General features: G+C 48.3%; 25 protein-coding genes and 5 tRNA genes. 1 reads left to right on the top strand and 29 read right to left on the bottom strand.

All coding sequences use genetic code 11. From position 1 onward, the window contains the following. Positions 1-2: 2 nt before the first annotated feature. On the bottom strand, positions 3-1,169 hold the full coding sequence (locus Dia5BBH33_RS06690) for a M48 family metallopeptidase (protein ID WP_108850791.1): 1,167 nt from the start codon (positions 1,167-1,169) through the stop codon (positions 3-5). A 247-nt stretch (positions 1,170-1,416) separates the two neighbouring features. Here Dia5BBH33_RS06690 and Dia5BBH33_RS06695 point away from each other — a divergent pair, with 247 nt between their 5' ends. Next, positions 1,417-2,376, top strand: coding sequence for a DUF1858 domain-containing protein (locus tag Dia5BBH33_RS06695; RefSeq protein ID WP_022383023.1), 960 nt, complete (start codon positions 1,417-1,419; stop codon positions 2,374-2,376). Between the two features lie 157 nt (positions 2,377-2,533). Here the strand turns inward: Dia5BBH33_RS06695 and Dia5BBH33_RS06700 are convergent, their stop codons facing one another. From Dia5BBH33_RS06700 to Dia5BBH33_RS06835, 28 genes are all read right to left on the bottom strand, one after another. Further along, positions 2,534-4,111, bottom strand: a complete 1,578-nt coding sequence (locus tag Dia5BBH33_RS06700) for an IS1182 family transposase (protein ID WP_143332102.1) — start codon at positions 4,109-4,111, stop codon at positions 2,534-2,536. Between the two features lie 9 nt (positions 4,112-4,120). Continuing rightward, positions 4,121-4,642, bottom strand: a complete 522-nt coding sequence (locus Dia5BBH33_RS06705) for a YaiI/YqxD family protein (RefSeq protein WP_143332620.1) — start codon at positions 4,640-4,642, stop codon at positions 4,121-4,123. Between the two features lie 176 nt (positions 4,643-4,818). Then, on the bottom strand, positions 4,819-5,694 hold the full coding sequence (locus Dia5BBH33_RS06710) for an IS3 family transposase (RefSeq protein ID WP_143332621.1): 876 nt from the start codon (positions 5,692-5,694) through the stop codon (positions 4,819-4,821). Between the two features lie 61 nt (positions 5,695-5,755). After that, entirely contained in the window at positions 5,756-6,388 is a 633-nt protein-coding gene (locus Dia5BBH33_RS06715; protein ID WP_108850088.1) for a helix-turn-helix domain-containing protein, read from the bottom strand. A gap of 263 nt (positions 6,389-6,651) precedes the next feature. Beyond that, positions 6,652-7,275 (bottom strand): ECF transporter S component, encoded by a 624-nt coding sequence (locus tag Dia5BBH33_RS06720; protein WP_108850789.1) that lies wholly within the window; start codon positions 7,273-7,275, stop codon positions 6,652-6,654. A 267-nt stretch (positions 7,276-7,542) separates the two neighbouring features. Further along, complete coding sequence (locus Dia5BBH33_RS06725) at positions 7,543-8,400, bottom strand: hypothetical protein (protein WP_108850788.1); 858 nt, start codon at positions 8,398-8,400, stop codon at positions 7,543-7,545. Between the two features lie 110 nt (positions 8,401-8,510). After that, complete coding sequence (locus Dia5BBH33_RS06730; RefSeq protein WP_108850787.1) at positions 8,511-9,794, bottom strand: DEAD/DEAH box helicase; 1,284 nt, start codon at positions 9,792-9,794, stop codon at positions 8,511-8,513. Positions 9,795-9,975: 181 nt separating this feature from the next. Next, the gene (gene rplL, locus Dia5BBH33_RS06735) at positions 9,976-10,344 is read right to left on the bottom strand and encodes a 50S ribosomal protein L7/L12 (RefSeq protein WP_108850786.1); all 369 of its coding nucleotides are present in this window, start codon (positions 10,342-10,344) and stop codon (positions 9,976-9,978) included. A 40-nt stretch (positions 10,345-10,384) separates the two neighbouring features. Continuing rightward, the gene (gene rplJ / locus Dia5BBH33_RS06740) at positions 10,385-10,933 is read right to left on the bottom strand and encodes a 50S ribosomal protein L10 (RefSeq protein WP_108850785.1); all 549 of its coding nucleotides are present in this window, start codon (positions 10,931-10,933) and stop codon (positions 10,385-10,387) included. A gap of 167 nt (positions 10,934-11,100) precedes the next feature. Then, a complete protein-coding gene (rplA, locus tag Dia5BBH33_RS06745; RefSeq protein ID WP_022381722.1) occupies positions 11,101-11,808 on the bottom strand; it encodes a 50S ribosomal protein L1 in 708 nt (235 codons plus the stop codon). A gap of 53 nt (positions 11,809-11,861) precedes the next feature. Next, positions 11,862-12,287 (bottom strand): 50S ribosomal protein L11, encoded by a 426-nt coding sequence (gene rplK, locus Dia5BBH33_RS06750; protein WP_022381723.1) that lies wholly within the window; start codon positions 12,285-12,287, stop codon positions 11,862-11,864. Between the two features lie 104 nt (positions 12,288-12,391). Next, the gene (gene nusG, locus Dia5BBH33_RS06755) at positions 12,392-13,012 is read right to left on the bottom strand and encodes a transcription termination/antitermination protein NusG (RefSeq protein ID WP_108850784.1); all 621 of its coding nucleotides are present in this window, start codon (positions 13,010-13,012) and stop codon (positions 12,392-12,394) included. A 13-nt stretch (positions 13,013-13,025) separates the two neighbouring features. Continuing rightward, a complete protein-coding gene (gene secE, locus Dia5BBH33_RS06760) occupies positions 13,026-13,265 on the bottom strand; it encodes a preprotein translocase subunit SecE (protein ID WP_022381725.1) in 240 nt (79 codons plus the stop codon). Positions 13,266-13,296: 31 nt separating this feature from the next. Continuing rightward, positions 13,297-13,446 carry a 50S ribosomal protein L33 gene (gene rpmG, locus Dia5BBH33_RS06765; protein WP_008860352.1) on the bottom strand — a complete coding sequence of 50 codons (150 nt, stop codon included), beginning with the start codon at positions 13,444-13,446 and terminating at the stop codon, positions 13,297-13,299. A gap of 227 nt (positions 13,447-13,673) precedes the next feature. Next, the gene (locus tag Dia5BBH33_RS06770; RefSeq protein WP_143332623.1) at positions 13,674-13,991 is read right to left on the bottom strand and encodes a hypothetical protein; all 318 of its coding nucleotides are present in this window, start codon (positions 13,989-13,991) and stop codon (positions 13,674-13,676) included. A gap of 597 nt (positions 13,992-14,588) precedes the next feature. Next, positions 14,589-15,776 carry an elongation factor Tu gene (gene tuf, locus Dia5BBH33_RS06775; RefSeq protein WP_108850696.1) on the bottom strand — a complete coding sequence of 396 codons (1,188 nt, stop codon included), beginning with the start codon at positions 15,774-15,776 and terminating at the stop codon, positions 14,589-14,591. Between the two features lie 245 nt (positions 15,777-16,021). After that, positions 16,022-16,098: transfer RNA gene (locus Dia5BBH33_RS06780), tRNA-Met, on the bottom strand. A 1-nt stretch (position 16,099) separates the two neighbouring features. After that, positions 16,100-16,175 (bottom strand) — tRNA-Thr (locus Dia5BBH33_RS06785). Between the two features lie 25 nt (positions 16,176-16,200). Then, a tRNA-Met gene (locus tag Dia5BBH33_RS06790) sits at positions 16,201-16,276 on the bottom strand. Positions 16,277-16,280: 4 nt separating this feature from the next. Continuing rightward, positions 16,281-16,365: transfer RNA gene (locus tag Dia5BBH33_RS06795), tRNA-Tyr, on the bottom strand. Positions 16,366-16,370: 5 nt separating this feature from the next. Beyond that, a tRNA-Thr gene (locus Dia5BBH33_RS06800) sits at positions 16,371-16,446 on the bottom strand. Positions 16,447-16,621: 175 nt separating this feature from the next. Then, entirely contained in the window at positions 16,622-16,864 is a 243-nt protein-coding gene (locus Dia5BBH33_RS06805) for a DUF951 domain-containing protein (protein WP_108850782.1), read from the bottom strand. Between the two features lie 79 nt (positions 16,865-16,943). Next, a complete protein-coding gene (locus tag Dia5BBH33_RS06810) occupies positions 16,944-18,062 on the bottom strand; it encodes a hypothetical protein (RefSeq protein WP_108850781.1) in 1,119 nt (372 codons plus the stop codon). A gap of 131 nt (positions 18,063-18,193) precedes the next feature. Then, positions 18,194-19,117: a DNA-binding protein WhiA gene (whiA, locus tag Dia5BBH33_RS06815; protein WP_022382876.1), complete on the bottom strand. Its 924-nt coding sequence runs from the start codon at positions 19,115-19,117 to the stop codon at positions 18,194-18,196. Continuing rightward, complete coding sequence (locus tag Dia5BBH33_RS06820; RefSeq protein WP_022382875.1) at positions 19,117-20,469, bottom strand: gluconeogenesis factor YvcK family protein; 1,353 nt, start codon at positions 20,467-20,469, stop codon at positions 19,117-19,119. Before Dia5BBH33_RS06820 ends, whiA begins: the two co-directional genes overlap by 1 nt. Before the next feature lie 3 nt (positions 20,470-20,472). Further along, positions 20,473-21,375 (bottom strand): RNase adapter RapZ, encoded by a 903-nt coding sequence (rapZ, locus tag Dia5BBH33_RS06825; RefSeq protein WP_108850779.1) that lies wholly within the window; start codon positions 21,373-21,375, stop codon positions 20,473-20,475. Next, complete coding sequence (locus tag Dia5BBH33_RS06830; protein ID WP_108850778.1) at positions 21,375-22,187, bottom strand: Cof-type HAD-IIB family hydrolase; 813 nt, start codon at positions 22,185-22,187, stop codon at positions 21,375-21,377. Before Dia5BBH33_RS06830 ends, rapZ begins: the two co-directional genes overlap by 1 nt. Positions 22,188-22,380: 193 nt before the next feature. Next, the gene (locus tag Dia5BBH33_RS06835; protein WP_022382872.1) at positions 22,381-22,977 is read right to left on the bottom strand and encodes a flavodoxin; all 597 of its coding nucleotides are present in this window, start codon (positions 22,975-22,977) and stop codon (positions 22,381-22,383) included. Positions 22,978-23,344 lie beyond the last annotated feature (367 nt).

Here is a 23,344-nt window from a genome sequence, read left to right on the forward strand (position 1 = left end):
AATTATTGTTCGGCCTCAGAGGATCCCTGCTCCGCGGCTTCCTTTTTCTGTTTCTCCAATTGCTGGCGGGTTTCGTCGATTTCGAAATCATCCTTCACAGCCTGCCCGCGGTCTTTTGAAATGCCCTTATTGAGTGCTGCCGTGTATTCGAGGCCGTTTTCAGAGCCATTCGTGGTATAAATACCAAGACTTCCGCAGTAAATCGTATTTCCGCGGTATACGGCATCCGGAACATTTCCTGCATGGTAAACCTTTGCCAGTTTCCCTGCTGTCAGGTATGTCCTTTCAAGGTCAGTGTAATTTCCCGAAGCAGCCGGCTTGAAGGCTTTTTCTCCATTGACGACGATCCAGCCGTCATCTACTTTAACATGGTCTCCGGAATATTTCACCATGCGCTTTACATTTTTATTGATTCTGTTGGATGTTTTCGGATGATTGCCCGGTGCCAGAACTGCTTTGAGGCCGGTCGGCGAGCTTTCACCGTACTTGTCCTTCAGGACCTGCATGGCTGCCGCAGGAGCACCCGGATTGTATCCGGCTTCCACCGTATATTCGAAGCCCCTGTCATCTGCCTGTTTTTCCTGATCCTTCGTAAATACAGCATTCGCTACATAGTTGCCTGCGACATTGGCAAGGATTGCCTGGCCCACCGTAGCATCGCCGCCAAGATAAATATTGAGCGCCGTAATGAGGCCGACTCTTTTCTTGACACCGTCTACATTGTGACGGAGCTCGCCGTGCGAAACTTCATGAGCCATGATGTAAGCCAGCTCATCATCGTCCATCGTATCAAGTGTACCCTTATTGACGCACATGACGCCGCCAAGGCTCATGAACGCATTGATGTCTTCCTGAGGGGATACGTAGATCTTATAATCCCTCTTGAGCGTTCCCGTGTCGCGGATTCTCTGATAGACATCCTGCACACGTGCATCTGCCGCCGGATCCTCATAGACGCCCGTTTCCTTCTGGCATTCATCCAGAAGCTGAAGCTGATTATGATCATCCATGCGCGAATAATAATTGGAAACAAAGAGCATAGCTGCCGTTCCATAGAGAATCTTCTCTGTTACGGAAGCCGCCTCAACTTCGAGGGGAGCTGCGAATGCGCCTGTTGCGCAGACTGCTGCCAGAGCCGCAGCCGCCATTTTTCTCTTCCAGTGTTTCATGATGCGCCTCCATACCTGTAATCCATCGATATATTACTATTGTATCATTTTTAGCAGTTTGCGTGAAATATCAATTTTCTTCGATTTCCTTGATAATCCATCATATTTTGTTGCATTACGCATCCATCTTATAGAGCTTTATCAAAAAATTTCTATCTTTTTATCTTTAACTCTTGTATTCATTTGATATAATATAAAAGTGAATCTTTTTGAAATATCATTCGCGCTCATTGAAAGGAGTCTTTTCATGACAGCAGATAACCTTACATTCTCTCTGGAAATCGATTTCATTCCGGACATTCAGGAAGGCCGCATGGACCTCAAAGCCAAGATGAAGGAAGTTGCCGCAAAATATGCCGGCACATATGTCCTTGATCCGAAGGCACGCCCGATTATTTCCGGACTTTCCAAGGAAGACGTGGAAAACGCCCTCAAGGATCTAGGCCTGCAGGCATTCGGCACCTGGCCGTCCTGCATTCTGACCTGTACCATCAATACGCCTCTTCCGCTCCGTGCGGTAGGCATGTCCGACGGCTGGGACATTTACACCGGCAAGAAGACATTCTTCGCTTTCGCACAGTTCCCGGCAGATGCACTGGGCCTCATGGTCAAGGCATGCACCTACTACCTCGAACACGAAAATTATCAGTCCCTGGAAGAATTCATTGATTCCATCGGCTATGAAACATTCCGTGACACCGTCCTCGGCAATGCAGTCGCTGACGGAAACGGATCCGCCGACAGCTTCTACGGCAACGGCGGCTGGGATTCCCCGGAAGTTCCGCCTCTGGCGCCCGGCGATTTCGTCCGTCCGGAAAACAACATCATGCAGATCATTGAAGTATATCCGGAAATGGGACCCTTCCTCATGGAATACGGCATGTCCTGCGTAGGCTGCTTCGTTTCCTATGATGAAAATCTCTGGCAGGCTGCTCAGGGCCATGGCATGGACGTCTTCGAAATCATCGGCGAAATGAATGAATTCATCGCTGACAAGTACAAGAAGCCGCTCCTGACTGAAGATACACCGATGGAAACCATCCTCACCATGTATCCGCAGCTCCTGACCGTTTTCCAGAGCCAGAACATCCCGATGCCTTCCGACATGAAGACATCGATCGGCATCATGTGCCGCGATGCAGGCGCTGACGTGAAGACACTCATTGCCAAGTGCGATGAAAGACTTCGCAGCGGAGATGAAATGTAATTCCAATGACGAAAGGGGCTGTGACAAAATGGTTAATCATTTTGTTGCAGCCTCTTTTTTGCGTCTTTATTTCATCATTTTTAGCTCTGCTGTAAGCCTTTTACGTAAAAATGCGCGTAAGCCCCCTTACCCCCATAAGACTTTTAATTATATTGTCTTAGGCGGCAATCCTTATACGCATTATTTTTGTGATGTATTTCCTTAAATTATAGCCAAGTGCTACCAGGTATAACTCGGCTTTTACAGAATCTATCCCTTTTCTGACGATTCTTTTGTACCATCTGTCATGTTTCATGATTCCAAAAGTTCCTTCAGCCTGGATTGACCGGTTCATTCTTAGCAGGGCTCCATGGATGCTTTCCAGATTATCCTGAACCTCCTGGTACATGTTATTCCGTTCTCTGCTCAATGAGATTCTTTTGTTCTTCGGGGTCTTTTTACATTGCTCTGCCAGCGGGCATCCTTGGCAGTCTTCGCATTCAAATACTTCCTCCTGCCTGCCGTATAAGTTCCCTCTGACCAGATGTCTATAGATAAATTTGAAAGCCCTGTCATTTGGACAACGGATGGTTCCATTCTCATCAACTCTAAAGTTTATTGGCCGAAACGGATTGGTATGGTATTTCTTGTCTTTCGTTTCTTTCTTGTACATGGGGAATTTCATATACTTTTCCATACCGTGCTGCTCGCAATAGATGTAATTGTTGAAAGATCCATATCCTGCATCTGCCACAGGATACTTAGGATAAGCCCCATAGACTTCGTGGAATTCCTCCATCAGCGGTACGAAGCAATCCATATCTGAACGATACTGGTTAACATCAATTACGGCAATAAATTCATCGGCAACACCTATTTGGACATTGTATGCAGGCAGAAGCTGATCATTTCCCATGTAGTCCGACTTGATTCGCATGAATGTTGCATCCGTATCGGTCTTCGAATAACTGTTTCTGGAAGTACCGCATATCTGTATCTTCTCAACATATTCTTCAAGTTTTGATGTATATGCCTTAAGCTGCTCATACTTGCGTTGATGATCGGACTTGCGATGCCCGCTTCCATGAACAAAGGCCGTCTCATCAATCTGCCAGATTTCTTTTAATTTATCCAATACCAGACGCAGATAGTCCGGAGCGTATTCTGTATTGATGTTTACACTCATATGGTCATACTTAAGATCATCATTGAGTAACTCAAAAAGGCTGGTAATCTTGGCAAAAAGCTTGTAGCGGGATTTTTCAGCGGATTTCTTCCATACCCAGCTGTATTTATTTGCGTTCGCTTCAAACTTGGAACCGTCAATATATATATGCTGCAAATCCACGTTGAGTTTGCCGCAGAGTTCTTTCGTAATTGAATAAAAGATATCCTTGAGAGAATACTTAAGAAAGCCCTTCACGAAATGACAGAATGTCCGATAGGATGGGGCTTCATAATTCATCAGGTACATATATCTGATATTAACCCTGCAATTATCTTCAAGTTTTCTAAAAGAGCAATATCCTTCTTCTGCGAAACCATAGATGATCGTTTTCAGCATGTTGACGGGATTATACCTGGGTCTGCCAGCGCCACGCGTCGGTATGTAACGAAGGTACTTTTTAAGATCGATTTCCTCCATAAATCTGTCATACATTAAAACAGGATCATCGACATTGAGAATCTCAGAGGGAAACATTGGCAAAATGCCTTGTTCTGCGGTAAAATGATTGCTAGTGTTGTTATTTTTCATTGTAAAAAATTATAACACGAAAGGCTCTGCCCCGGACCAAATGATCCGGGGCAGAGCCCTTTTTGTTGGGATGAATTTTGTCACATCCCCTTTTATTTTGCTCTGAAGAAAGGCTTCCAGTTTTTCCTGGAAGATTTTCCCTGCCTCCCTGCTCCTTGCCGGAGGCCCTTTCAAATGATGCTTGCCGCTTCTCATAGCCTTCTTGGCCAGATGGCGCTTCATAAGGAGCCCGTCTATGTTGTTTTCCGTGTACTGCCAGCCGTCCTGATGAAAAGCATATGCCTTCCTGGCAAGAGCCATGGCCGCTGCGCCGTAGTCCTGCGTCACAACGATATCTCCTTCCTTCAGAAGATTCGTCAGGACGAAATCAGCAGAGTCGGCACCCTTGTCCACCGTCTTCACCCGGCTGTAATCCGATTCAATCCGGTGACTCGTGTCGCAGATGATCGTCACGGGGATCTTGAATTTTCTGGCCGCCCTTTCCGTTTCACGCACGACCGGGCATCCGTCCCCGTCTATCCATATTTCCATAATCCCTCCCATAAAAAAAGGAGCTGTGACAAAATCCGTTAAAACGCTGCTTTTCCTTTTCTCGAGCGAAGCGAGGTTTAAGGGTGTTAACCTTGCTCCGAAAGGAGAAGTTGGTGCGGATTTGTTAATACAGACAAATAAATATCATAAAAAATCTAACCGTACCTTAATCTTAATCATGCAGCCATTGGAGCTGCGTTGAATACTTCCATTGGGGCTAAAAGATGTAATTTGCGCTGAATGCGTTTGTTGTTGTAGAAGTAGATGTAGCCGTTGATCATGCTTACCACTGCTTTGCGGCTGGTGAATTTACGTGTGTAGTAACGTTCGCGCTTCAGCATTCCCCAGAACCCTTCCATCAGACCGTTGTCTGCACAGCAGCCTACGCGGGACATGCTGTGAACCAGTCCTGCTTTTTCAACGATCTTATGGAATCCGTTGCTTGTATACTGGAATCCGCGGTCAGTATGAATCATTGGATGTGCTCCTGGATTCTCTTTAAGTGCCTTTTCCATTGTCTCAAAAGCCAGTGCAGTATTGTTTCTGTCGCCGATGACATAAGAGACAATCCGACGGTCATGGCCATCAATAATGGCGCTTAAATATAACTTATGCAAAACTTCATCAGCCGTTGTGTATTTGAATTCGGTGACATCCGTCATCCATCTTGCATTGGATACGCCTGCATCGAAATCACGGTTCAGCAGGTTTTCAAAAATGTACTTTGGATCCTTTGCGTTACGAGTGCAGCCATCGGTCTTGTATTTGATCACGGACTTAATATTAAGTATCCGCCTGACACGAAGAACCAGACTGTCACTTACCATAAGGTGGCTCTCGCTATACTTCTTGATCCAATCGTTCATCCGGCGGTATCCCATATCCGGATATTCCTGATGGATTTTCACGACCTCCTGTGCGACCTTTTCTCTCAGCAGTTCACGGCCGCTCTTAATATGATTCAGCCAGCCGTAATAAGCTGCCCTGGAGACCTTTGAGAGTCGGCAGAGACTTTCTATGGAGATGTTGGTTTCTTCATGGACTTCTTTTATGGCTTTAAAATCTCTGAGAAGGTGAGTAAGGCTGAATCCTTCGAGGAACGCAACCTTTCCTCTATCTCCATCTTTTTTTTAGCAGGGCAATCTCTGCTATAAGATCCTTCTTCTCTTCAAGAAGTCTGGCATTCTCCTGACGCAGCCGTTCTTCTTCGGTCCGGGGCGTTTGGAGCCTGATTGGCTTTCCTCTGTAATCCTCAAGACCAACTTCTCCCATCTCCTTGAACTTTTTTACCCATGTGTAGAGTGTTTGGTAGGACATGTTGTACTTCTTGGCTATCTTGTTGTAATCGCATCCACTGGCGATGCACTCCTGAACGATTCTGACTCGCTCTTCCTTGACCGATTGCTGGCGTTTGCCCATAAGATCTCCTCCTTCAGAAACGAGGTCTGTCAACTTATGCTCATTATACGCCTCAATCCATGTTTTAAGGGAGAGAGTGCCGGAAATTCTGTATTTGGCACAGACGGAAAGCATGGAAACGCCGCCTTTAAGATATTCCTTTACGGCTTGGATCTTCATCTGATTGGAGTAGTAAGACAAATGCTGCCTGGGCCGCAATCCCTTAAAGCCCTCCTCTTTATACCGGAGAACCCATTTTCTGAATGTTATGCGGCTCATATGAAGATTTTCAGCTGCCTGGGTAATCGTAACACCCTGATAGAGATATGAAGCAATCTGGTCTAACATTTCCTCCGGGGACGCTTTGGTTTTACATGGCATAAGAATGACCTCCTAATATATTTATGATATTATTCTGTCTTTCTTGTTGAATCATACCAAAGGTGTCAGCGTAGCTGACGGATACAGTAGTTATCGAGCAAAGCGAGGTTTTGAGGTTTTCAGATAGAGTCGATAAATACATTTGTTAGATAACCCTCTGATGGCATATTCCAATAGAAAAAGGAGCTGTGGCAAAATGATTGCACATTTTGTCACAGCTCTCTTTTTAATTACTTCAATTTCCATCCGGATTTCTTGAGTGTCATGACAATCGGTACGACGATGATGCCGGATACGAGTGCTTCCGGAACACCGTTCATGCCAACAATGCCAAGAATCATAGCGCCGACTGCTTCGACGGAAATTCCTCTGGCTGCTGCATAAGGAGCGCCGACCAGGAGGAAGAAGGATCCGAGGAAGAGGATCGTATTCGTCAGGGAACCTGCAACAGCTGCAATGCCGGTGCGGAGCGCCGTTCCGCAGGGAAGACGGCGGTAAAGTGCCCATACAACGAGCGCGATGCAGATACGCGGCACAATGCAGATGAATGCGTCATAGAGCACACTGTACTGCAGGGCGAACTGCATCAGAAGGCTTGGCGCACGAAGCGTCTGCACAAAAGAAAACAGCCCGAACAGGACTCCGACGACGACACCGACCTTTGGTCCGGCTACAATCGTTCCGATGATAGTGGGAATGTGAAGGATCGTCGCATTCATGACGATCAGCGGGATGAACCCGTACCCCGTGATTCCCAGGAAAATGGTGATCCCGGCTAAAAGCCCTGAGATCGTGAGTTCTCTGACGCTCATGAGAGAGCGGTACTCCTGTGGCGGCTGACTGATTTTTTCCATATTGAATTTTCCTCCGTTCTTACTCCTACTCAGATATAAGCCGTATAAATTTAGGGGATATACCAGCTTTACTGTCCAGTTCACTACGTGATACCAGCCTTGCAAATCATTCGTAAAGCCTCTTTATCCGCCATTAGTTATTATAGTGAGACAGAACCTGTTGTCAACCTTTCGGCCTAAAAGAAATTTTCTATGACTACAGGTCTTAAATTACAGAAACGGACTCATGACAAAAGAAAAACGGCGCCGCGTGGGCGCCGTAAAACTTTATTCCTTGAAAATCCAGTTTGTGAGCTTGTCTGCTCCCCAAATGGAAAATCCGGTCAGCCAGAGGTCGGAAAGGTACGGGAAAATGGAAAGATAAGACGGATCGCCATACGCTCTCCAGGAACCGGTCGACGGAAGATGCGTCGAAATGATGAACGGGATGAAGGCAAGCATCAGCCAGAATACAGCGGTGAAGATCGTCTGCACGGCTCTCCTCCCCTTCGATCCGTCAAACTGCGTAAAAAGATAGATGCCAAATGTCATCATGGCAAGCGCTATCTTCATCCAGAAGGAAATCGTCATGACTTCCATCAGGAAAAGCATGCCGGTAAAAGGATCGAGACGCGTTTCCCCTATGGCAAAGAGAACGACCATGGAAATAAGGAGCGTCCCCGGAATAAGCCCTGTAAAGAAAGCGGAAGCAAGCCAGCGGTACTTGATTCCCCCTTTTTCTTTCAGGGAGTGGTACAGGGCTGCCAGCATATAATCGATTGGAACCGTGATGAAAGCAAAGAAGAGCAGTACTAGAAATACACCGATGCCGGTCGGGATCGGATTCGTTTTCCATGCAATGTCTGCTTTCGTCAGATAGTTCCAGAATACAACCACCTGCACGATGACAAGAGAGATCCACACAGGAAGATGGATGATGCCTCTCGCGGGACCCACTTCTGCGCCATAGCCTTTATTCTGGATGACAAAGAAGAAGAAAGGAAGAACCAGTCCCAGAAGCCAGTAAGCGCCAAGGCCTGCCGACAGGGAAAATCCGGTATGAGCAATGAAGCCGCCGATTCCCCACGGGACAGTCAGTGCTGCCATCCACAAAGGCTGCAGCCAGAATTTTTTATCTTTAAACATACTATCACCTCAATGGTATTATTGTATCACTAATGGGAAAGCCTGAAAAAGATCAAACGAAAGGAGGGTGCAGCGGCACCTGCCGGATGCATCCTCCTTCATTGGAGTATTTACTTTTTCTTTCTTCCCCTTGTGCCCTTCTGCGCAGGCTTGTCCTTTCTCTTCTGGCGCATGTTCTTGCCCTTATGGCCGAGAGCTTTGTGCTCCTTGCTCTTTGTAGGCTTGTACATGCCGGGAATGACGACCTTCTTGGCAGGTTTTCCCTGTCTGACGCGACGGACATTGCCCTTCTCGTCATAACGGGTGATTGTTTCGGAAATGGACTTTTCAAGTTTCCTCAAAAGAAGTCCGTCTTCCGGAGTGGCATAGGTAATAGCGATGCCGGATGTGCCGGCTCTTCCCGTACGTCCGATTCTGTGGACGTAGTATTCCAGATTTCTCGGGATATCATAATTGAATACGTGCGTGACGCCTTCGACATCAAGACCGCGTGCCGCAATATCTGAAGCGACAAGGACCTGGATCTTTGCCTTTTCAAATTCGCGGATAACCTGGTTCCTCTGGCTCTGGCTCATGTCGCCATGGATTTCATCGACGACGAAATTCGTTTCTTCCTGCAGCTTCTCAGCGAGCTCATGCGCGCCTTCGCGCGTGTTGCAGAAGACGACTGCCATGTACAAGTTCATTTCATTCAGATGCTTCAGGAGCAGTTTGAACTTGTGCGGTTTCGTCGTTTCATAGACTCTCTGGTCGACGGTGGATGCCGCTGCCTTCTCCGCAACGTCGATGTAGACGGGCTGGTTCATGTACTTCCTTGCGAGGCGCTTTGCGTCATCAGGCATCGTTGCAGAGAAAAGGAGGACCTGACGCTTCTTCGGTGTTTCATCAACAAGCGCTTCGATATCTTCCCTGAATCCATTGGCAAGCATCTGATCTGCTTCATCAAGGATGACTGTCTTTACATTGGACAGATCGAGGCTTCTTCTTCTGATATGGTCGAGAAGACGGCCAGGAGTGCCGATAATGACAGCCGGATCGCGTTTCAGCTTGCGCAGCTGGTTTTCGATCGTGCGTCCGCCGATGATGTCAGCAGCGTCGATATCGAGCTTGATGGCAAAGGGGCGCAGCACATCAAAAATCTGTCTGGAGAGTTCTCTCGTCGGCGTCATGATGAGGACCTGCGTCGTATTCTTTTCTGTATCCACTCTCTGGATTACAGGCAGCAGGTAGGCAAGCGTCTTGCCCGTACCTGTCTGGGAACGGCCGATGACATCCTTCCCCTTGAAAATGGAAGGAATGGAAGCCTCCTGGATCGGGGTCGGCTTCACGATCCCCTGCAGTTTCATGATATCTGTTAAAGCAGCACTCACGCCGAGTGCGGTAAATGCGTTCATATTTCCTCCTGTCAAACAAAGACAAACATTTTATTTATTATACCATAAAGGACTTGTGACCTGCCTTGCATGGAAAATGCCATCTTTGACAGGAGGCGAGCACCTTCTTCCCTTCATGAAACAAGAAAAGGCGAACTCCGATAGAGTCCGCCTTCCCCTATAAAGTAATTGTCAGAGACAATTATTTCATTTCTACTGTTGCGCCAGCTTCTTCGAGCTTCTTCTTCATTTCTTCAGCTTCAGCTTTAGCTACGCCAGTCTTAACTTCCTTCGGAGCGCCGTCTACGATAGCTTTAGCGTCTTTCAGGCCGAGTCCGGTGATTTCACGAACTGCTTTGATAACCTGGATCTTCTGAGCGCCGACATCCTTCAGGATTACGTCGAATTCAGTCTTTTCTTCTTCAGCTGCTGCTGCTGCCGGAGCTGCTGCTGCAACTGCTACCGGTGCTGCTGCGGAAACACCGAATTTGTCTTCGATTGCTTTTACGAGTTCGGAAAGTTCGAGTACGGACATTTCGCTAATGGCGTTAAGGATTTCTTCGTTTGTCATTTTAATTTCCTCCATGGAATGTTTTATTTATGCGTAGATCTTACGCAGATTCTTTCTGTTTACGCACTGCTTCGATAGCATATGCGAATTTCTGGATATTTGCGTTGAGTGCACGTGCCAGTCCTGCGATAGGAGCCTGGAGTGTTGCTGCAACCATACCCAGCAGCTGTTCTCTGGATGGTAGATCTGCCAGAGCCTGAACGCCTTTTGCATCGATGACTTTGCCATCGAGAAGGCCAGCTTTTACAACGACTGCTTCGCTCTTGGTTTCAGCCAGGAATTCTTTCAGTGCTGCTGCCGGTGCTACCGGATCGTCCTTGCAAACTGCAAGACCGTTCGTGCCCTGAAGCAGATCATCGAGACCTGTGATTCCAAGATCGTTAGCTGCGATGCGGGTCAGTGTGTTTTTAATGACCTTGTATTCAACACCGTGTGCCAGGAACTTACGGCGCAGCAGCGTCGCGTTCTTAACGTCGAGTCTGTTGAATGTTACAAGTACGACGCCCTGGTAACCAAGTTTTTCCTTCATTTCTTCAACGACGGTAACCTTTTCAGGACGAACGTTAACTTCATACTTTTCTTCGCTCATAGTACACCTCCTCTGCTAGTGTGTTTTTATTATTTATCACGTTAGCTAAAACGACCCCGCAAGCCTGCGAGGTCGTGTACCGGTGTTTCCAGTACTCAGCCTCGGGAGGCGGGCATATGCCCATTAAAAATTAATTACCGCCGGTCTTAAGCTAAGTGTAAATAGACTTATTGAGCTTTCGGTGCAGCTACAGCCTGGATGTCCAGGTGGATTCCCGGGCCCATGGTGGAGCTGATGGTCAGGCTCTTCATGTAGTTACCTTTTACAGAAGCTGGACGAGCCTTCTGAATGGTATTGAAAATAGCGAGCAGGTTCTGTTTCAGTTTATCTTCGTCGAAGGATACCTTGCCGATGATAACCTGTACGTTGCCGGCTTTATCGGTACGATACTGTACCTTGCCGCCTTTGATTTCGTTGACAGCTTTTGTAACGTCCATGGTTACGGTGCCAACCTTCGGGTTTGGCATGAGGCCTTTCGGTCCGAGTACACGGCCCAGACGGCCAACAACAGCCATCATGTCCGGTGTAGCTACTACGACATCAAAGTCCATCCATCCCTGCAGGATCTTGTCAGCGAGTTCTTTTCCGCCAACATAGTCTGCGCCTGCTGCCTTAGCTTCGTCTTCCTTGTGGTCTTTTGCGAACACGAGGACTTTCTTTGTTTTGCCGGTGCCTGCCGGAAGTACGGTAGCGCCGCGGAGCTGCTGGTCAGCATATTTCGGGTTGATATTCAGGTTGAAAGCAGCTTCAACGGTTTCGTCGAATTTTGCGGATGCTGCTTCTTTTATAAGCTTCACAGCTTCGTCGATGTCATAGAGTTTATGACTGTCAACGATGGCTGCTGCGGCTTTCTGTTTCTTTGTCAGTTTTGCCATTGTTTCCTCCTTTGTGGTCATAAGGGATTTCCCCTGCCACTAACGGGTCAGTCTTAGTCTACAACTTCGATGCCCATAGAACGGGCTGTGCCTTCTACAAGGCGCATTGCTGCTTCTACTGTATTTGCGTTCAGGTCAGGCATCTTTGTTTCAGCGATTTCCTTAACCTGAGCTTTGGTGACCTTGCCAACTTTCTTCTTGTTCGGTTCACCAGAAGCCTTTTCCAGACCAGCTGCCTTCTTCAGAAGAACTGCTGCCGGAGGAGTCTTACAAATGAATGTAAAGCTTCTATCTTCAAATACTGTAATTTCTACAGGGATAATCAGGCCTGCCTGCTTAGCAGTACGATCGTTAAAGTCTTTAACGAAAGCCATGATGTTAACGCCTGCCTGGCCGAGGGCCGGGCCTACTGGCGGAGCCGGGGTAGCTTTACCTGCCGGTACCTGCAGTTTTACAATTTTAGAAATTTTCTTTGCCATGTGTTACACCTCCTTATCCTTTTAGGAATGTGGTACTTACGGGCTGTAACGGGCCCTCCCACTGTGAGACGAGCCTAGTTCAAGACAGTCTCACAAACTTATGATCAAAGCAGATCGAATGAACCCGCTTCGAGCTCGATAGTAGTCGTCGTGCCAAAGTTGCTGATATCCGCTTTGACTTTGCTCTTGTCATCGGATACTTGCAGCACTACTGCGGTACGATCTTCAAAAGGTCCCTTGGTGATACGGATGCGGTCCCCTGTCTTGACGTCAGTCGTTGGCTGAGCCTTCTGTCCGTTGCCATTAATGATGCGTTCTGCTTCTTCATCAGAGAGCGGAATCGGCTTCGTAGTTGTTCCGACAAAACCTGTAACACCAGGCGTGTTTCTTACGACATACCAGCTTCTGTCATTGACTTCCATCTGGATCAGAAGATAGCCAGGGAAAACCTTGCGGGATACAGTCTTTACCTCTCCATTCTTTTCTTCCTCTTCATCCTGAAGCGGCAGAAGGATCTGAAGGATTGTGTCATCCATTCCCATGGAATGAACTTTTCTGGTCAGCGTATCCTTGACCTTATTCTCGTATCCGGAGTATGTATGAATTACATACCAGCGGATGTCTTTCTGGGAGCCTTCGGAAGGTTTGCCGATTTCAGTCGGCGCGCTGACTTCCGGTTGTTCTTCTTTTGAAATATTCTTGTCTTCAGCTTCGATATCCGGCATAGTCTCTCTCCTTTCAGCCCACAGCGTTGACTAATAACTTGGAGAGGCCCATGAATACGAAGTCTACTGCAACGATCATAATGGATACCAATACCACGGACACAATGACGGCAACGGTATACTGAATCATCTGTTTTCTAGTCGGCCAGATGACCTTCTTCATTTCCATCTTGGTTTCTTTGAAAAACCTTGTCCAGGACTGATTGGCTTCCTGTGCTTTCGCTGCCGATGTTTGACGCTTCGCCTTGGCCATACTCACACCCCAGTTCTAATGAAAGAAATAATTATTTCGTTTCCTTATGAAGAGTGTGTTTGTGGCACCATTTGCAGTACTTCATCATTTCGATACGTTCAGTCGTATTCTTCTTGTTCTTGTTCGTACGATAATTGCGGCGCTTGCATTCTGTGCATGCAAGAGTAATTCCTTCACGCATTATTTACACCTCACTCAATCTTTCTCGGCCCACGGCCAATTAACATGCTTAAACAGTATATCACACGCTTTTCACGTAAGTCAATACTGCACTTAAAAAAGCCGGGCCATCCCAGCGAAACTATTGTAACACATCCCCTCACAAAGTACAATTCTTTATTTTTGATTTTTATCGTCTTTTTTACAAAAGAGTACGAATCTGAAAAAGCAAGAAAATACCGGAGAAAATCATGCGTCCTCTGCGCAGGCCGGCTCTTTCATTTCCCTCTTATTTCCTTTCTCTTTTATTTTTTCATTATTATAAAGGGATATTTTCACTGGAAATTTTTTGAAATTTTGATGCGAAAGTTTCATTTTGAAATCATTTTTCCTGGAGATATTACCATTTTCTTTTCTGCTGCTCTGTTTTTTGCGCAGCAGGAAGAAATTTGATTTGAGCATTTCTTTCTTAAGTGAGGATATAAATATGAAAGAGATACTGCAGATGGAAATGACAAGATGGATTTTGGGGAGGAGGTTGGGACTATACAATCTCACTTCACGCAAGAGAAAACCTTACAACCAGCCTACGGCTGAAGGAGATGAACCTCCTCAGGCGCATGCGCGCCAGCTCCCCCTACGGGGCGAGCTCTGACACCCTTAAACCAAGGCTAACGCCTTGAGGAAGATCAAAACCATACAACCGCAGCAAGAGCAATACAAATGAAAACCATATGACCAGCAGAGCTGTGGGAAGAATCAAAACCTTAAAACCAGCCTGCGGCTGTAAGAACTACAACTCATCCGTCGGCTGCGCCGACACCTTCCCTGAAGGGCAAGGTTAACCCCCTTAAACCTCACTTCGTTCGAGAATATACTATACAACTCGCTTCGCTCGAGGCAATCAACCCTATCTGCCCGGCCTTTTTAGAAACTGCACCCCTTTTGCCCTCCGGGCACTTCCCTCCGTTGGGGGCAGCTTGCGATGTGAAATGAAAAAATCGATGATTTTGTTTTGAACTTATATAGGCACCTTCCCCGTCTGGGAAGGCAAGTATTGTGCAGAGACGCATCAATGTTTCCGCACGCAAAAAGACCGTGAAGAGTGATTGCTCACTTTTCACGGTCTTTTATTTCAGATTTCAAATAGTCTCAAAAAAGAGATTATTTTGCGATCTTAGCTACAACGCCTGCGCCAACGGTACGGCCGCCTTCGCGGATAGCGAAACGCTGGCCTTCTTCCATAGCGATCGGGGTGATGAGCTTAACGCTCATTTCTACGTTATCGCCTGGCATGCACATTTCGGTGCCTTCCGGAAGGGTGATGTCGCCGGTTACGTCGGTGGTTCTGAAGAAGAACTGTGGACGATAGCCGTTGAAGAACGGTGTATGACGGCCGCCTTCATCTTTGGTCAGAACGTATACCTGAGCGGTGAATTCTGTGTGCGGATGAACGCTACCTGGTTTGGAGAGGACCTGGCCTCTTTCGATGTCTTTACGATCAATACCACGGAGCAGAGCGCCGATGTTGTCGCCTGCCATAGCCTGGTCGAGGGTCTTTCTGAACATTTCAACGCCGGTTACGACGGTTTCGGTCGGTTTTTCCTGCAGGCCGACGATTTCAGCCGGGTCGCCGACTTTGACGGTACCACGTTCAACTCTGCCTGTAGCAACTGTGCCACGGCCGGTGATGGTGAATACGTCTTCGACTGGCATCAGGAATGGTTTATCAGTGTCACGTTCCGGAGTCGGGATGTATTCGTCAACAGCCTTCATCAGGTCACGGATCTTCTGTTCATCTTCCGGGTTGCCGTTCAGAGCGCCGAGAGCGGAGCCAACGATAATCGGCACTTCATCGCCTGGATAGTCATAGGAAGAGAGGAGGTCTCTGATTTCCATTTCTACGAGGTCGATCAGTTCCGGATCGTCTACCTGGTCAGCTTTGTTCAGGAATACAACGATAGCCGGTACGCCTACCTGCTTAGCGAGCAGAATGTGTTCGCGGGTCTGCGGCATCGGGCCGTCAGCTGCGGATACTACGAGGATAGCGCCGTCCATCTGAGCTGCGCCGGTGATCATGTTCTTGACATAGTCAGCGTGCCCTGGGCAGTCTACGTGTGCGTAGTGGCGGGTTTCGGTTTCGTATTCAACGGTGGAGGTGTTGATTGTAATACCACGAGCTCTTTCTTCCGGTGCTTTATCGATGGAAGCATAGTCGAGGAAGTTTGCTTTGCCTTCTTCAGCCAGAACTTTGGTGATAGCGGCGGTCAGGGTTGTTTTGCCGTGATCGACGTGGCCAATGGTACCAATGTTAACATGCGGCTTGGTTCTTTCGTAATGTGCTTTTGCCATTTCTTTCTTCTCCTTATACAAAAAAGAATTTGCAAAATAAATTTGCGCTTCCATTATTATACATGGAAAGTCAATGAAGAACAAGAAAAATCATTGATGCAATCTATTCTGCGGGATAAAAATTTCCTTTTTGGAAAAGATCCCCTGCCCGCTCCAGATCATACAACTGGAAGGAAACTGTTCCGTTAAGGATTTTTAAATGTGAAAAAAGAGCTCCCAAAAAGAGAACTCTTTAATCACGGTTTTGGTGGCGGCTCAGAGATTTGAACTCCGGACACAGCGGGTATGAACCGCTTGCTCTAGCCAACTGAGCTAAGCCGCCATGGAGCTGATAACCAGGATTGAACTGGTGACCTTATCCTTACCAAGGATACGCTCTACCGACTGAGCTATATCAGCATCTATATGAAGAAAATTATTAACATGGTTGCGGGGGCAGGACTTGAACCTGCGACCTTCGGGTTATGAGCCCGACGAGCTACCAACTGCTCCACCCCGCGATATTGGTGGGTGGAATAGGATTCGAACCTATGAAGGCAAAGCCGGCAGATTTACAGTCTGCTCCCTTTAACCACTCGGGAATCCACCCACATATGGAGCTGGCAATAGGACTTGAACCTACGACCTGCTGATTACAAATCAGCTGCTCTACCAACTGAGCTACGCCAGCACGCAAGTGATGGTATTTATTATACACATCTTACTTACTTTTGTCAAGGACTTTTTTCGCTCACTTGGCGGTTCGTCCTCATCACAGTTACAGATTATAGCATAGGGATACGTACCTTGCAAGTGTTTTTTTTCAAACTTTTTATAAGAAGCAAACTTCTTATATACAAAGCCCCTCAGCCCTCTGTAGACTCTTCCGATCTGGAGGCCAATGGCGTATCCTGCGTCACATCCCTGTTCAGGACCTTCTTGGCGCCCTTCAGGAATTTCGGCCTTGGAATGAGGACGATATGTCCGCATCCGCAGCACTTCACGCGCATATCGCTCCCCAGCTGCATGACTTCCCATTCCTGGCTGCCGCAGGGGTGCTTCTTCTTCATCTGGACGATGTCTCCGATGCGAAATTGAATAAACTTCATAAGGCTCATCCTTTCTGAATTTCTATTCTTTTCTTGTTTCTTTATTGTATCACAAGGCGTAAGATTCTGAACGTTCCTTTTACGATTCTTTAACAGTATCTGCGGAAAGCGCAGGTTCAGGGACCATCAGGAAGCGGATGGGGAGAAAAGCAGCTCCTGCCGGGATGAAGCGGATAAAAAGATCGCGTCCCATATCCCAGGTGCCTGCTTCAATGTAATCTCTTTCTGTCCCGTTTCCGAACATGCGGAAGGATCTCTGCCCGTCTGTCCTGTATACGCGGGGAAGGTTCGGATAATAGCTGATCTGGAAGGTGCCAAGGTAGACACCGCCCTGTGCATTGATGTAGAGCTTGTAGCGCCCGGCTCCCCTGGAATGGAATACCATATGGTACGTAATGCCGTAGTCGCCCGTATTTTCGCGGTCGACTTTGCTGAGCTCATCGCGTCCCATCTGGAATGGCAGCGAATTTCCTATGGAAATGGCCGCATTTCCTTTTGAGAAATCCCATGGCTTATTTTCCATGTATACATCCATCGGGAATGTGCCGCGCATTTCATGAGAGTCAGGCAGAAGCGGAACTGAAAGATCAAGCGCCTTCTTCACATCTTCTTTTGTACCGTCAGGAACGATGGCAACGCCAAGGGAAACCGGTTTCTTCGTCTCGATTTCAACAATGCCGCTCACAAGGTCTCCACTCCTGATGCCCTTCTTGTCATCTTCAAAAAGGACGGTCCTTTCCTTAGGCAGGAGCTTTACAAGGACAGGATCGCCTGCCTCATTCACAGCCTCCCTGAAAGAAAGCGTGGCGCCCGTCGGCATGTAATCTGCGCTTGGATCGCCCTTGACCGTTCTGGTCACTGTGATATCCTGCTTTTTATCACTCTTGGCATACACAAGGACGCGGGCAGGCTTCCCCGTTTCATTGACGTGGTAATAATAGACGCGGCCCTTCCCCTTTTCTACCGTTCCTTCATAAAGGATGCCGTAGTTATCCGCATATTCAGGACAGTCGGAAAAGATAAGCTTCCCATCTTCTTTCTTGACCAGCATCGGGATCAGATTGTAATCAAGATCCACAGGGGAAATGCCCGGCGATACGCTGCCATCCGTTTTGGGAAGGGATGCCGAAGCACCTCCCACAGCACCTGCTGCAAAAAGTGTCGTCAGGATTCCCATCAGCCAACGTTTCAGTTTCAAATCACGCACTGCTTTCTGCGCCCGGAGGCGCTTCTATATTAAATCCTAATATGTATCAAAAATGCCGCGCGCTCCTCCATCAGAGGGACGCACGACAATTATAGAATAAAAATCAGGAAGCGGCAAATGGATTATTCTACTCCGCCAAGCTCCGCAACCATCGCTTCCATCTTCTTGAAACGATGTGCCAGGCCTGACTTCGTGATGCCGCAGATGACAGCCAGCTCGGAAAGGCTGGCATTCGGATGAGCGAGCCGCAGTTCGCAGGCTTCGCGGAGCTTCGGCGGAAGAGAAGACTCCCCGACCTTGTCCATCAGAGTCTGCGCCAGATGTGACTGCCTGACAGCCGCGTCGACTGTTTTCTGCAGATTTGCCGTCTCGCAATTGACCTGACGGTTCACGCGGTTTCTCATGTCCTTCACGACCCTGACGCCTTCAAAGTCCATGTAGCTCTGGGCGGCGCCGACGATCTGAAGAAATCCGGACACTTCATCGCCATCTTTTATATATACTATATAATCATTTTTCCTGTCCGTCAGTTTGGCATTCATGCGGAAAGCTTTCATCGCCTTCACGATTTCCCCGGCGAACTTCTGGGACTGCGTCACCATCTCGAGATGATAATCGCTCTGCGGACGGCTGACAGAGCCGCCGCCAAGGAATGCCCCTGCCAGGTATGCTCTCTTTTCTTCATCCGTCTTCAGGTTTTCCATATCCTCGACGCCCGCCAGAGGCGAAAGCCCCATCGTATTCAGGAAGGCAAGCCCTTCAGCGGAAGGCTGCACGACAAGCGTGTAGACATTCTTCTTGCGGAGTCTTCTCCCCTGCCGCACCATCGTGGAAGGCATGAGGCCGAAATCCTTCTTCAGATAAACGAGGACGCGGCGCGCAACAGCGCTGTTTCCCGTAGAGAATTCCAGTCCCCAGCGGCCATGGCCGCCTGTAATGAACGAGCCGCTCATGCGCAGGAGAGCCAGAAGCTCAGCCACGCGGCAGTCCCGGTCATCCCTCTGGATACGGGCAAGCTCATTTTTCACTTGTTCGGTAAATGACATTAATGACTCCTTCTCAGGTAAGATTCCAGCGCATCAGGCGGAATATTCGCCTTCAGCAGATTATGAATCTGCACAATTTTATTGGCGAGCACATCATTATCCTGTGCTGCGCCTTTTTCAATACCCAGGAGATCCGCCTCGATGAGGACAGCGCCCAGATCATTGACTTTCGCGCGGTCGATCCTGACGGGGTACGCATGGACCTTGGCATACTGCGCAAGGACTTCCGGTCTTGGCGTCCCGTTATTGGCAAGGACGAAGTTCACGAAACCGGGCCCCACATGGTCGATGATCGCCTGCAGATGATCGCTGACTGTAAATCCGGTCGTTTCACCAGGCTGTGTCATGACATTGCAGATATAAAGCACAGGCGCGCTGCTTTCGCGGATCGCCTGCAAAATTTCAGGAACGAGGAGATTCGGGAGGACCGATGTATAAAGGCTTCCCGGCCCCAGTGTAATAAGGTCTGCCTGCTTGATTGCCTGCAGCGCATCCCCGACGGCAATCGGATCATCCGGAATCGTCGAAAGCTTTTCAATCCGGACCTTCTTTCCTGCCTTCTGCGGATATTCGGAAATTTCCGACTCCCCTTCGACAGAGACCCCGTCCGACATCTTGGCGACGAGGCGCACCCTTTCAGGCGTTGCCGGGATGACCTGGCCGCGAATGTTCAGGACTTTACTCGCTGCCTCAAGTGCATTCTGAGGATTGCCGAATTCCTTGATCAGGGCAGCCAGGAAGAGATTGCCAAGGCTGTGTCCTGCCAGCTCCCCTTCCCCGCCGAAGCGGTACTGGAAGAGCTGTTCCAGCACGGATTCCTTGTCAGCCAGAGCGACAAGGCAGTTCCTGAGATCGCCCGGGGCAATGATGCCCATTTCCTCACGGAGACGTCCCGAGGAGCCGCCGTCGTCAGCCACCGTTACGATGGCTGAAATATTGGATGTCTTGCTCTTAAGACCTCTGAGCAGCATGGAAAGACCATGTCCGCCTCCGATGCACACGATGCGCATCCCTCTGGAAAGCTCGATCTTGGAAAGAAGCTTCTTGGAGACTTCCTTCTGATCAGGAGCAATCAGCTCGAGGAAACGCTTCACCAGCTTCCTCACAGCCAGAAGCATGATCCAGATGCCTGCAAGAATCATGATCGTGCCGCAGATGGCAAGGAATGTATAGCTGTAACTCCCCGTGATCTGGTAAGCCAGACGGAGCATATGCTCTTCCATGACGCCGAAAATCTGATAGTTCATGATCAAGGTCGCGCCAAAGACGAGGATGATGATGCCCACAGAGAAGAGAAGCATCCACCTCTTGATCGACAGGCCGGGGTACAGCCACTGAACGAAATGTTTCATAGGCTAGCCCTCCTGTTCATCGACGGCATCGTGTTCCACGTGATTCCTGTGGAGGTCACGATGTTCAATATTCACGTGGCCATACTTCTCCTTCAAATGATTTCCAAGCTTTTCCGTAACGAATACAGAACGGTGCATGCCGCCCGTACATCCTACGGCGATTGTAAACTGCGTCTTGCCGGATTCCTTGAACTGCTCGACCATGAAATCCATGAAATCATAGAGCTTCGTCAGGAATTCTCCCGTGACAGGCGCCGCGCTGATGTAGTCTCCGACTTCCTTCACGCGTCCTGTCCAGTACTTGTACTTCTCCACATAGAAAGGATTCGGCAGGAAACGGACATCAAGCACCGTGTCCGCATCAATCGGAATCCCGTATTTGAAACCGAAGGAAAAAACAGTAATCTGCATTTCCTTCTTGTGATTGTCGATGCCGAAGCGGTTGTTCAGATGTTCCTTCAGATCTTCTGTCTTCATCGTCGTCGTATCGATGATGATATCTGCCTGCGCGCGGACGCCCGCCAGAATTTTCCTTTCCTGCTCGATGCCGTCCTGGATACGCATCGTCTTGGCAAGCGGATGCTGCCGGCGCGTTTCCATGTAGCGGCGCACAAGCGCTTCATCCGAAGCTTCGAGGAATACCACCTCATGCGGGATGCCGCGTTTTTCCAGTTCCTTGAGAGCCTGCGGCAGCGCATCGAAGAACGACCCGCCGCGGATGTCCGTCACGACAGCCACATGGCGCGTATTCGACGTGCTCTTCCAGCAGAGATCAGCAAACCTTGCTATCAGAATCGGAGGGAGATTATCCACGCAGTAATAGCCCATATCTTCCAGCTTCTGCATGAAATTCGTTTTTCCCGCCCCGCTCATTCCTGTAATAATGACAAAACGAAAATCATCCATTATCTCGCCTCCAGTACATACCGGGCAATGGCCTTAGCCACCCCGTCCTCATTATTGGAATCCGTCAGTCCCTTTGCCGCTTCCTTGGCAGAAGGAGAAGCATTCGCTACCGCAAAAGAAGACCCTGCCATACGGAGCATCGAAGCATCATTATTGCCATTGCCGAAAGCCATGATCTCCGATGGCTCGATGCCGTACGTCTCAGCCAGCGCCTTCACTGCATTTCCCTTCGAACATTCCTTATTATTCATTTCGAAGAAGAAAGGCTTCGACTTCACCTGCCCCACCTTGTCCGCATAACCGGTGCGGAGCACGGATTCGATTTCCTTCATCACTTCCATATCATAATCGCAGACGAGAATCTTCGTCGGTGCCTTCTTGGGCGTATAGAAATCATCGCCTGCCACATGCGCCTTCACGCCGCACTGCTTTTCATACGCATCCGTTCTTTCATCACGGAACGGCACATACAATTCATCGTCAATATATGTATGCGCGTACCATCCATGCTCGCGGATCACAGAAAGGATTTCCAGTGCCAGATCGTAATCGATCCGCACATCACGGAGCACCTTCCCTCTTTCGCAAAGCCCCGTCATGGAGCCCGTATAACAGATCATCGGCACATCGCCAAGACCGATCGCCTGTCCCCACGGACGCGCAGCCTGGAACATGCGGCCTGTCGCAATGACGATCTTCACGCCCTTATCCATCGCGCTTTTCAGGACCTTCTTTGTGTAGTCCGAAACAGAAATATCATCATGAAGCAGTGTATCATCCAAATCAATCGCTATTAATTTGATCGCAGACATAAGTACCTCTTGTGTAAAATACAAAATCATAATTTCATGGAAATCTTTGATTCACCCTCCGTGAATCTTTTCATGTTTCCTATTATATCACAAAAGGAAACGCCCGAAGACGTGTAAATGAAATTTCAAAATTTTGTTTCTATTTTGAAAAAAGAAAGAGCCACCCGCGTACGGATGACTTTTCACCTATTTCTTACTTCTTCAAAAGGCCGAGACTGTTCAGCCACTGGTTCATTTCCTTGTCATTGCCATCATAACGGAAGCCCTGTGCAAAGGAGGCGCCCTTTACGACCGTCTTCATATGCTCAATGCTCTTGTCAATGGAAGATCCGCCGCTGGTGCAGAAAGGAACGATCGTCTTTCCGGAGAAATCTCCGCTTTCAAGGAATGTGTCGATGATCATCGGTTCCTGGTACCACCAGATCGGATAACCGACCATGATGACATCATACTTGGAAAGGTCTGCCTTGCCTGCGATAGCCGGACGTGCATTGTCCTTCTGTTCCTGCTTAGCGCGGTCCGTCGTGGCATCGTACTCACCCGGATACGGATCAGCCGCTTCGATACGGTAAATATCTCCGCCCGTCAGTCCCTGAATCTTTTCAGCAGCTGCCTTCGTATTTCCCGACCAGGAGAAATAAGCAATCAGTACCTTCTTGCCGGAAAGACTAGCCTGCTGCTGCGCCGTCGATTTTGCAGGCGTCGGAGATGCAGCGCTTCCGCCGCAGCCTGCCGCCAGACCGAGGCCTAAAATCATGAAAATGACCATTAAAATCTTTTTGAAATTCATGTTCCACCCTCCCATGCTAAAAATAAAATCTTGTTATCTTCAATGTAATCCTGCATGGAAATGATGTCAAATACCCATCATTTATTGCCTGTCATGCCTTAAGTGTATGGATGAAAAATCATCCTCTTTATATATTACCGGATATGAAAAAGCCCCTCAGATCTCTCAAAAGGGGACTTTTTATTAAAATAACCCGAAAAGATTGATAGCAGTTAAATCAACCGCATTTCTTTTGCGTACACAGATTATACAGTTGCAGCGTCTCCTTAAATCCGTTATTGTCCGAATTCATAGGTAAGCTCCATCTCTAATTTTTTATACTCAATCCACAACTCTTTTATCTCTTCCGAGGTCTCTGGTTTAAATG

It is taken from the genome of Dialister hominis (genome assembly GCF_007164725.1).
Lineage (GTDB): Bacteria > Bacillota > Negativicutes > Veillonellales > Dialisteraceae > Dialister > Dialister hominis.

What these genes read in the sequence shown, in the direction of transcription:
- Dia5BBH33_RS06690 (WP_108850791.1), bottom strand. Translation starts at nt 1,169, where the DNA reads ATGAAACACTGGAAGAGAAAAATGGCGGCTGCGGCTCTGGCAGCAGTC.
- Dia5BBH33_RS06695 (WP_022383023.1), top strand. Translation starts at nt 1,417, where the DNA reads ATGACAGCAGATAACCTTACATTCTCTCTGGAAATCGATTTCATTCCG.
- Dia5BBH33_RS06700 (WP_143332102.1), bottom strand. Translation starts at nt 4,111, where the DNA reads ATGAAAAATAACAACACTAGCAATCATTTTACCGCAGAACAAGGCATT.
- Dia5BBH33_RS06705 (WP_143332620.1), bottom strand. Translation starts at nt 4,642, where the DNA reads ATGGAAATATGGATAGACGGGGACGGATGCCCGGTCGTGCGTGAAACG.
- Dia5BBH33_RS06715 (WP_108850088.1), bottom strand. Translation starts at nt 6,388, where the DNA reads ATGTTAGACCAGATTGCTTCATATCTCTATCAGGGTGTTACGATTACC.
- Dia5BBH33_RS06720 (WP_108850789.1), bottom strand. Translation starts at nt 7,275, where the DNA reads ATGGAAAAAATCAGTCAGCCGCCACAGGAGTACCGCTCTCTCATGAGC.
- Dia5BBH33_RS06725 (WP_108850788.1), bottom strand. Translation starts at nt 8,400, where the DNA reads ATGTTTAAAGATAAAAAATTCTGGCTGCAGCCTTTGTGGATGGCAGCA.
- Dia5BBH33_RS06730 (WP_108850787.1), bottom strand. Translation starts at nt 9,794, where the DNA reads ATGAACGCATTTACCGCACTCGGCGTGAGTGCTGCTTTAACAGATATC.
- rplL (WP_108850786.1), bottom strand. Translation starts at nt 10,344, where the DNA reads ATGACAAACGAAGAAATCCTTAACGCCATTAGCGAAATGTCCGTACTC.
- rplJ (WP_108850785.1), bottom strand. Translation starts at nt 10,933, where the DNA reads ATGAGCGAAGAAAAGTATGAAGTTAACGTTCGTCCTGAAAAGGTTACC.
- rplA (WP_022381722.1), bottom strand. Translation starts at nt 11,808, where the DNA reads ATGGCAAAACTGACAAAGAAACAGAAAGCCGCAGCAGCCATCGTTGAC.
- rplK (WP_022381723.1), bottom strand. Translation starts at nt 12,287, where the DNA reads ATGGCAAAGAAAATTTCTAAAATTGTAAAACTGCAGGTACCGGCAGGT.
- nusG (WP_108850784.1), bottom strand. Translation starts at nt 13,012, where the DNA reads ATGCCGGATATCGAAGCTGAAGACAAGAATATTTCAAAAGAAGAACAA.
- secE (WP_022381725.1), bottom strand. Translation starts at nt 13,265, where the DNA reads ATGGCCAAGGCGAAGCGTCAAACATCGGCAGCGAAAGCACAGGAAGCC.
- rpmG (WP_008860352.1), bottom strand. Translation starts at nt 13,446, where the DNA reads ATGCGTGAAGGAATTACTCTTGCATGCACAGAATGCAAGCGCCGCAAT.
- tuf (WP_108850696.1), bottom strand. Translation starts at nt 15,776, where the DNA reads ATGGCAAAAGCACATTACGAAAGAACCAAGCCGCATGTTAACATTGGT.
- Dia5BBH33_RS06805 (WP_108850782.1), bottom strand. Translation starts at nt 16,864, where the DNA reads ATGAAGTTTATTCAATTTCGCATCGGAGACATCGTCCAGATGAAGAAG.
- whiA (WP_022382876.1), bottom strand. Translation starts at nt 19,117, where the DNA reads ATGTCATTTACCGAACAAGTGAAAAATGAGCTTGCCCGTATCCAGAGG.
- Dia5BBH33_RS06820 (WP_022382875.1), bottom strand. Translation starts at nt 20,469, where the DNA reads ATGAAACATTTCGTTCAGTGGCTGTACCCCGGCCTGTCGATCAAGAGG.
- rapZ (WP_108850779.1), bottom strand. Translation starts at nt 21,375, where the DNA reads ATGGATGATTTTCGTTTTGTCATTATTACAGGAATGAGCGGGGCGGGA.
- Dia5BBH33_RS06830 (WP_108850778.1), bottom strand. Translation starts at nt 22,187, where the DNA reads ATGTCTGCGATCAAATTAATAGCGATTGATTTGGATGATACACTGCTT.
- Dia5BBH33_RS06835 (WP_022382872.1), bottom strand. Translation starts at nt 22,977, where the DNA reads ATGAATTTCAAAAAGATTTTAATGGTCATTTTCATGATTTTAGGCCTC.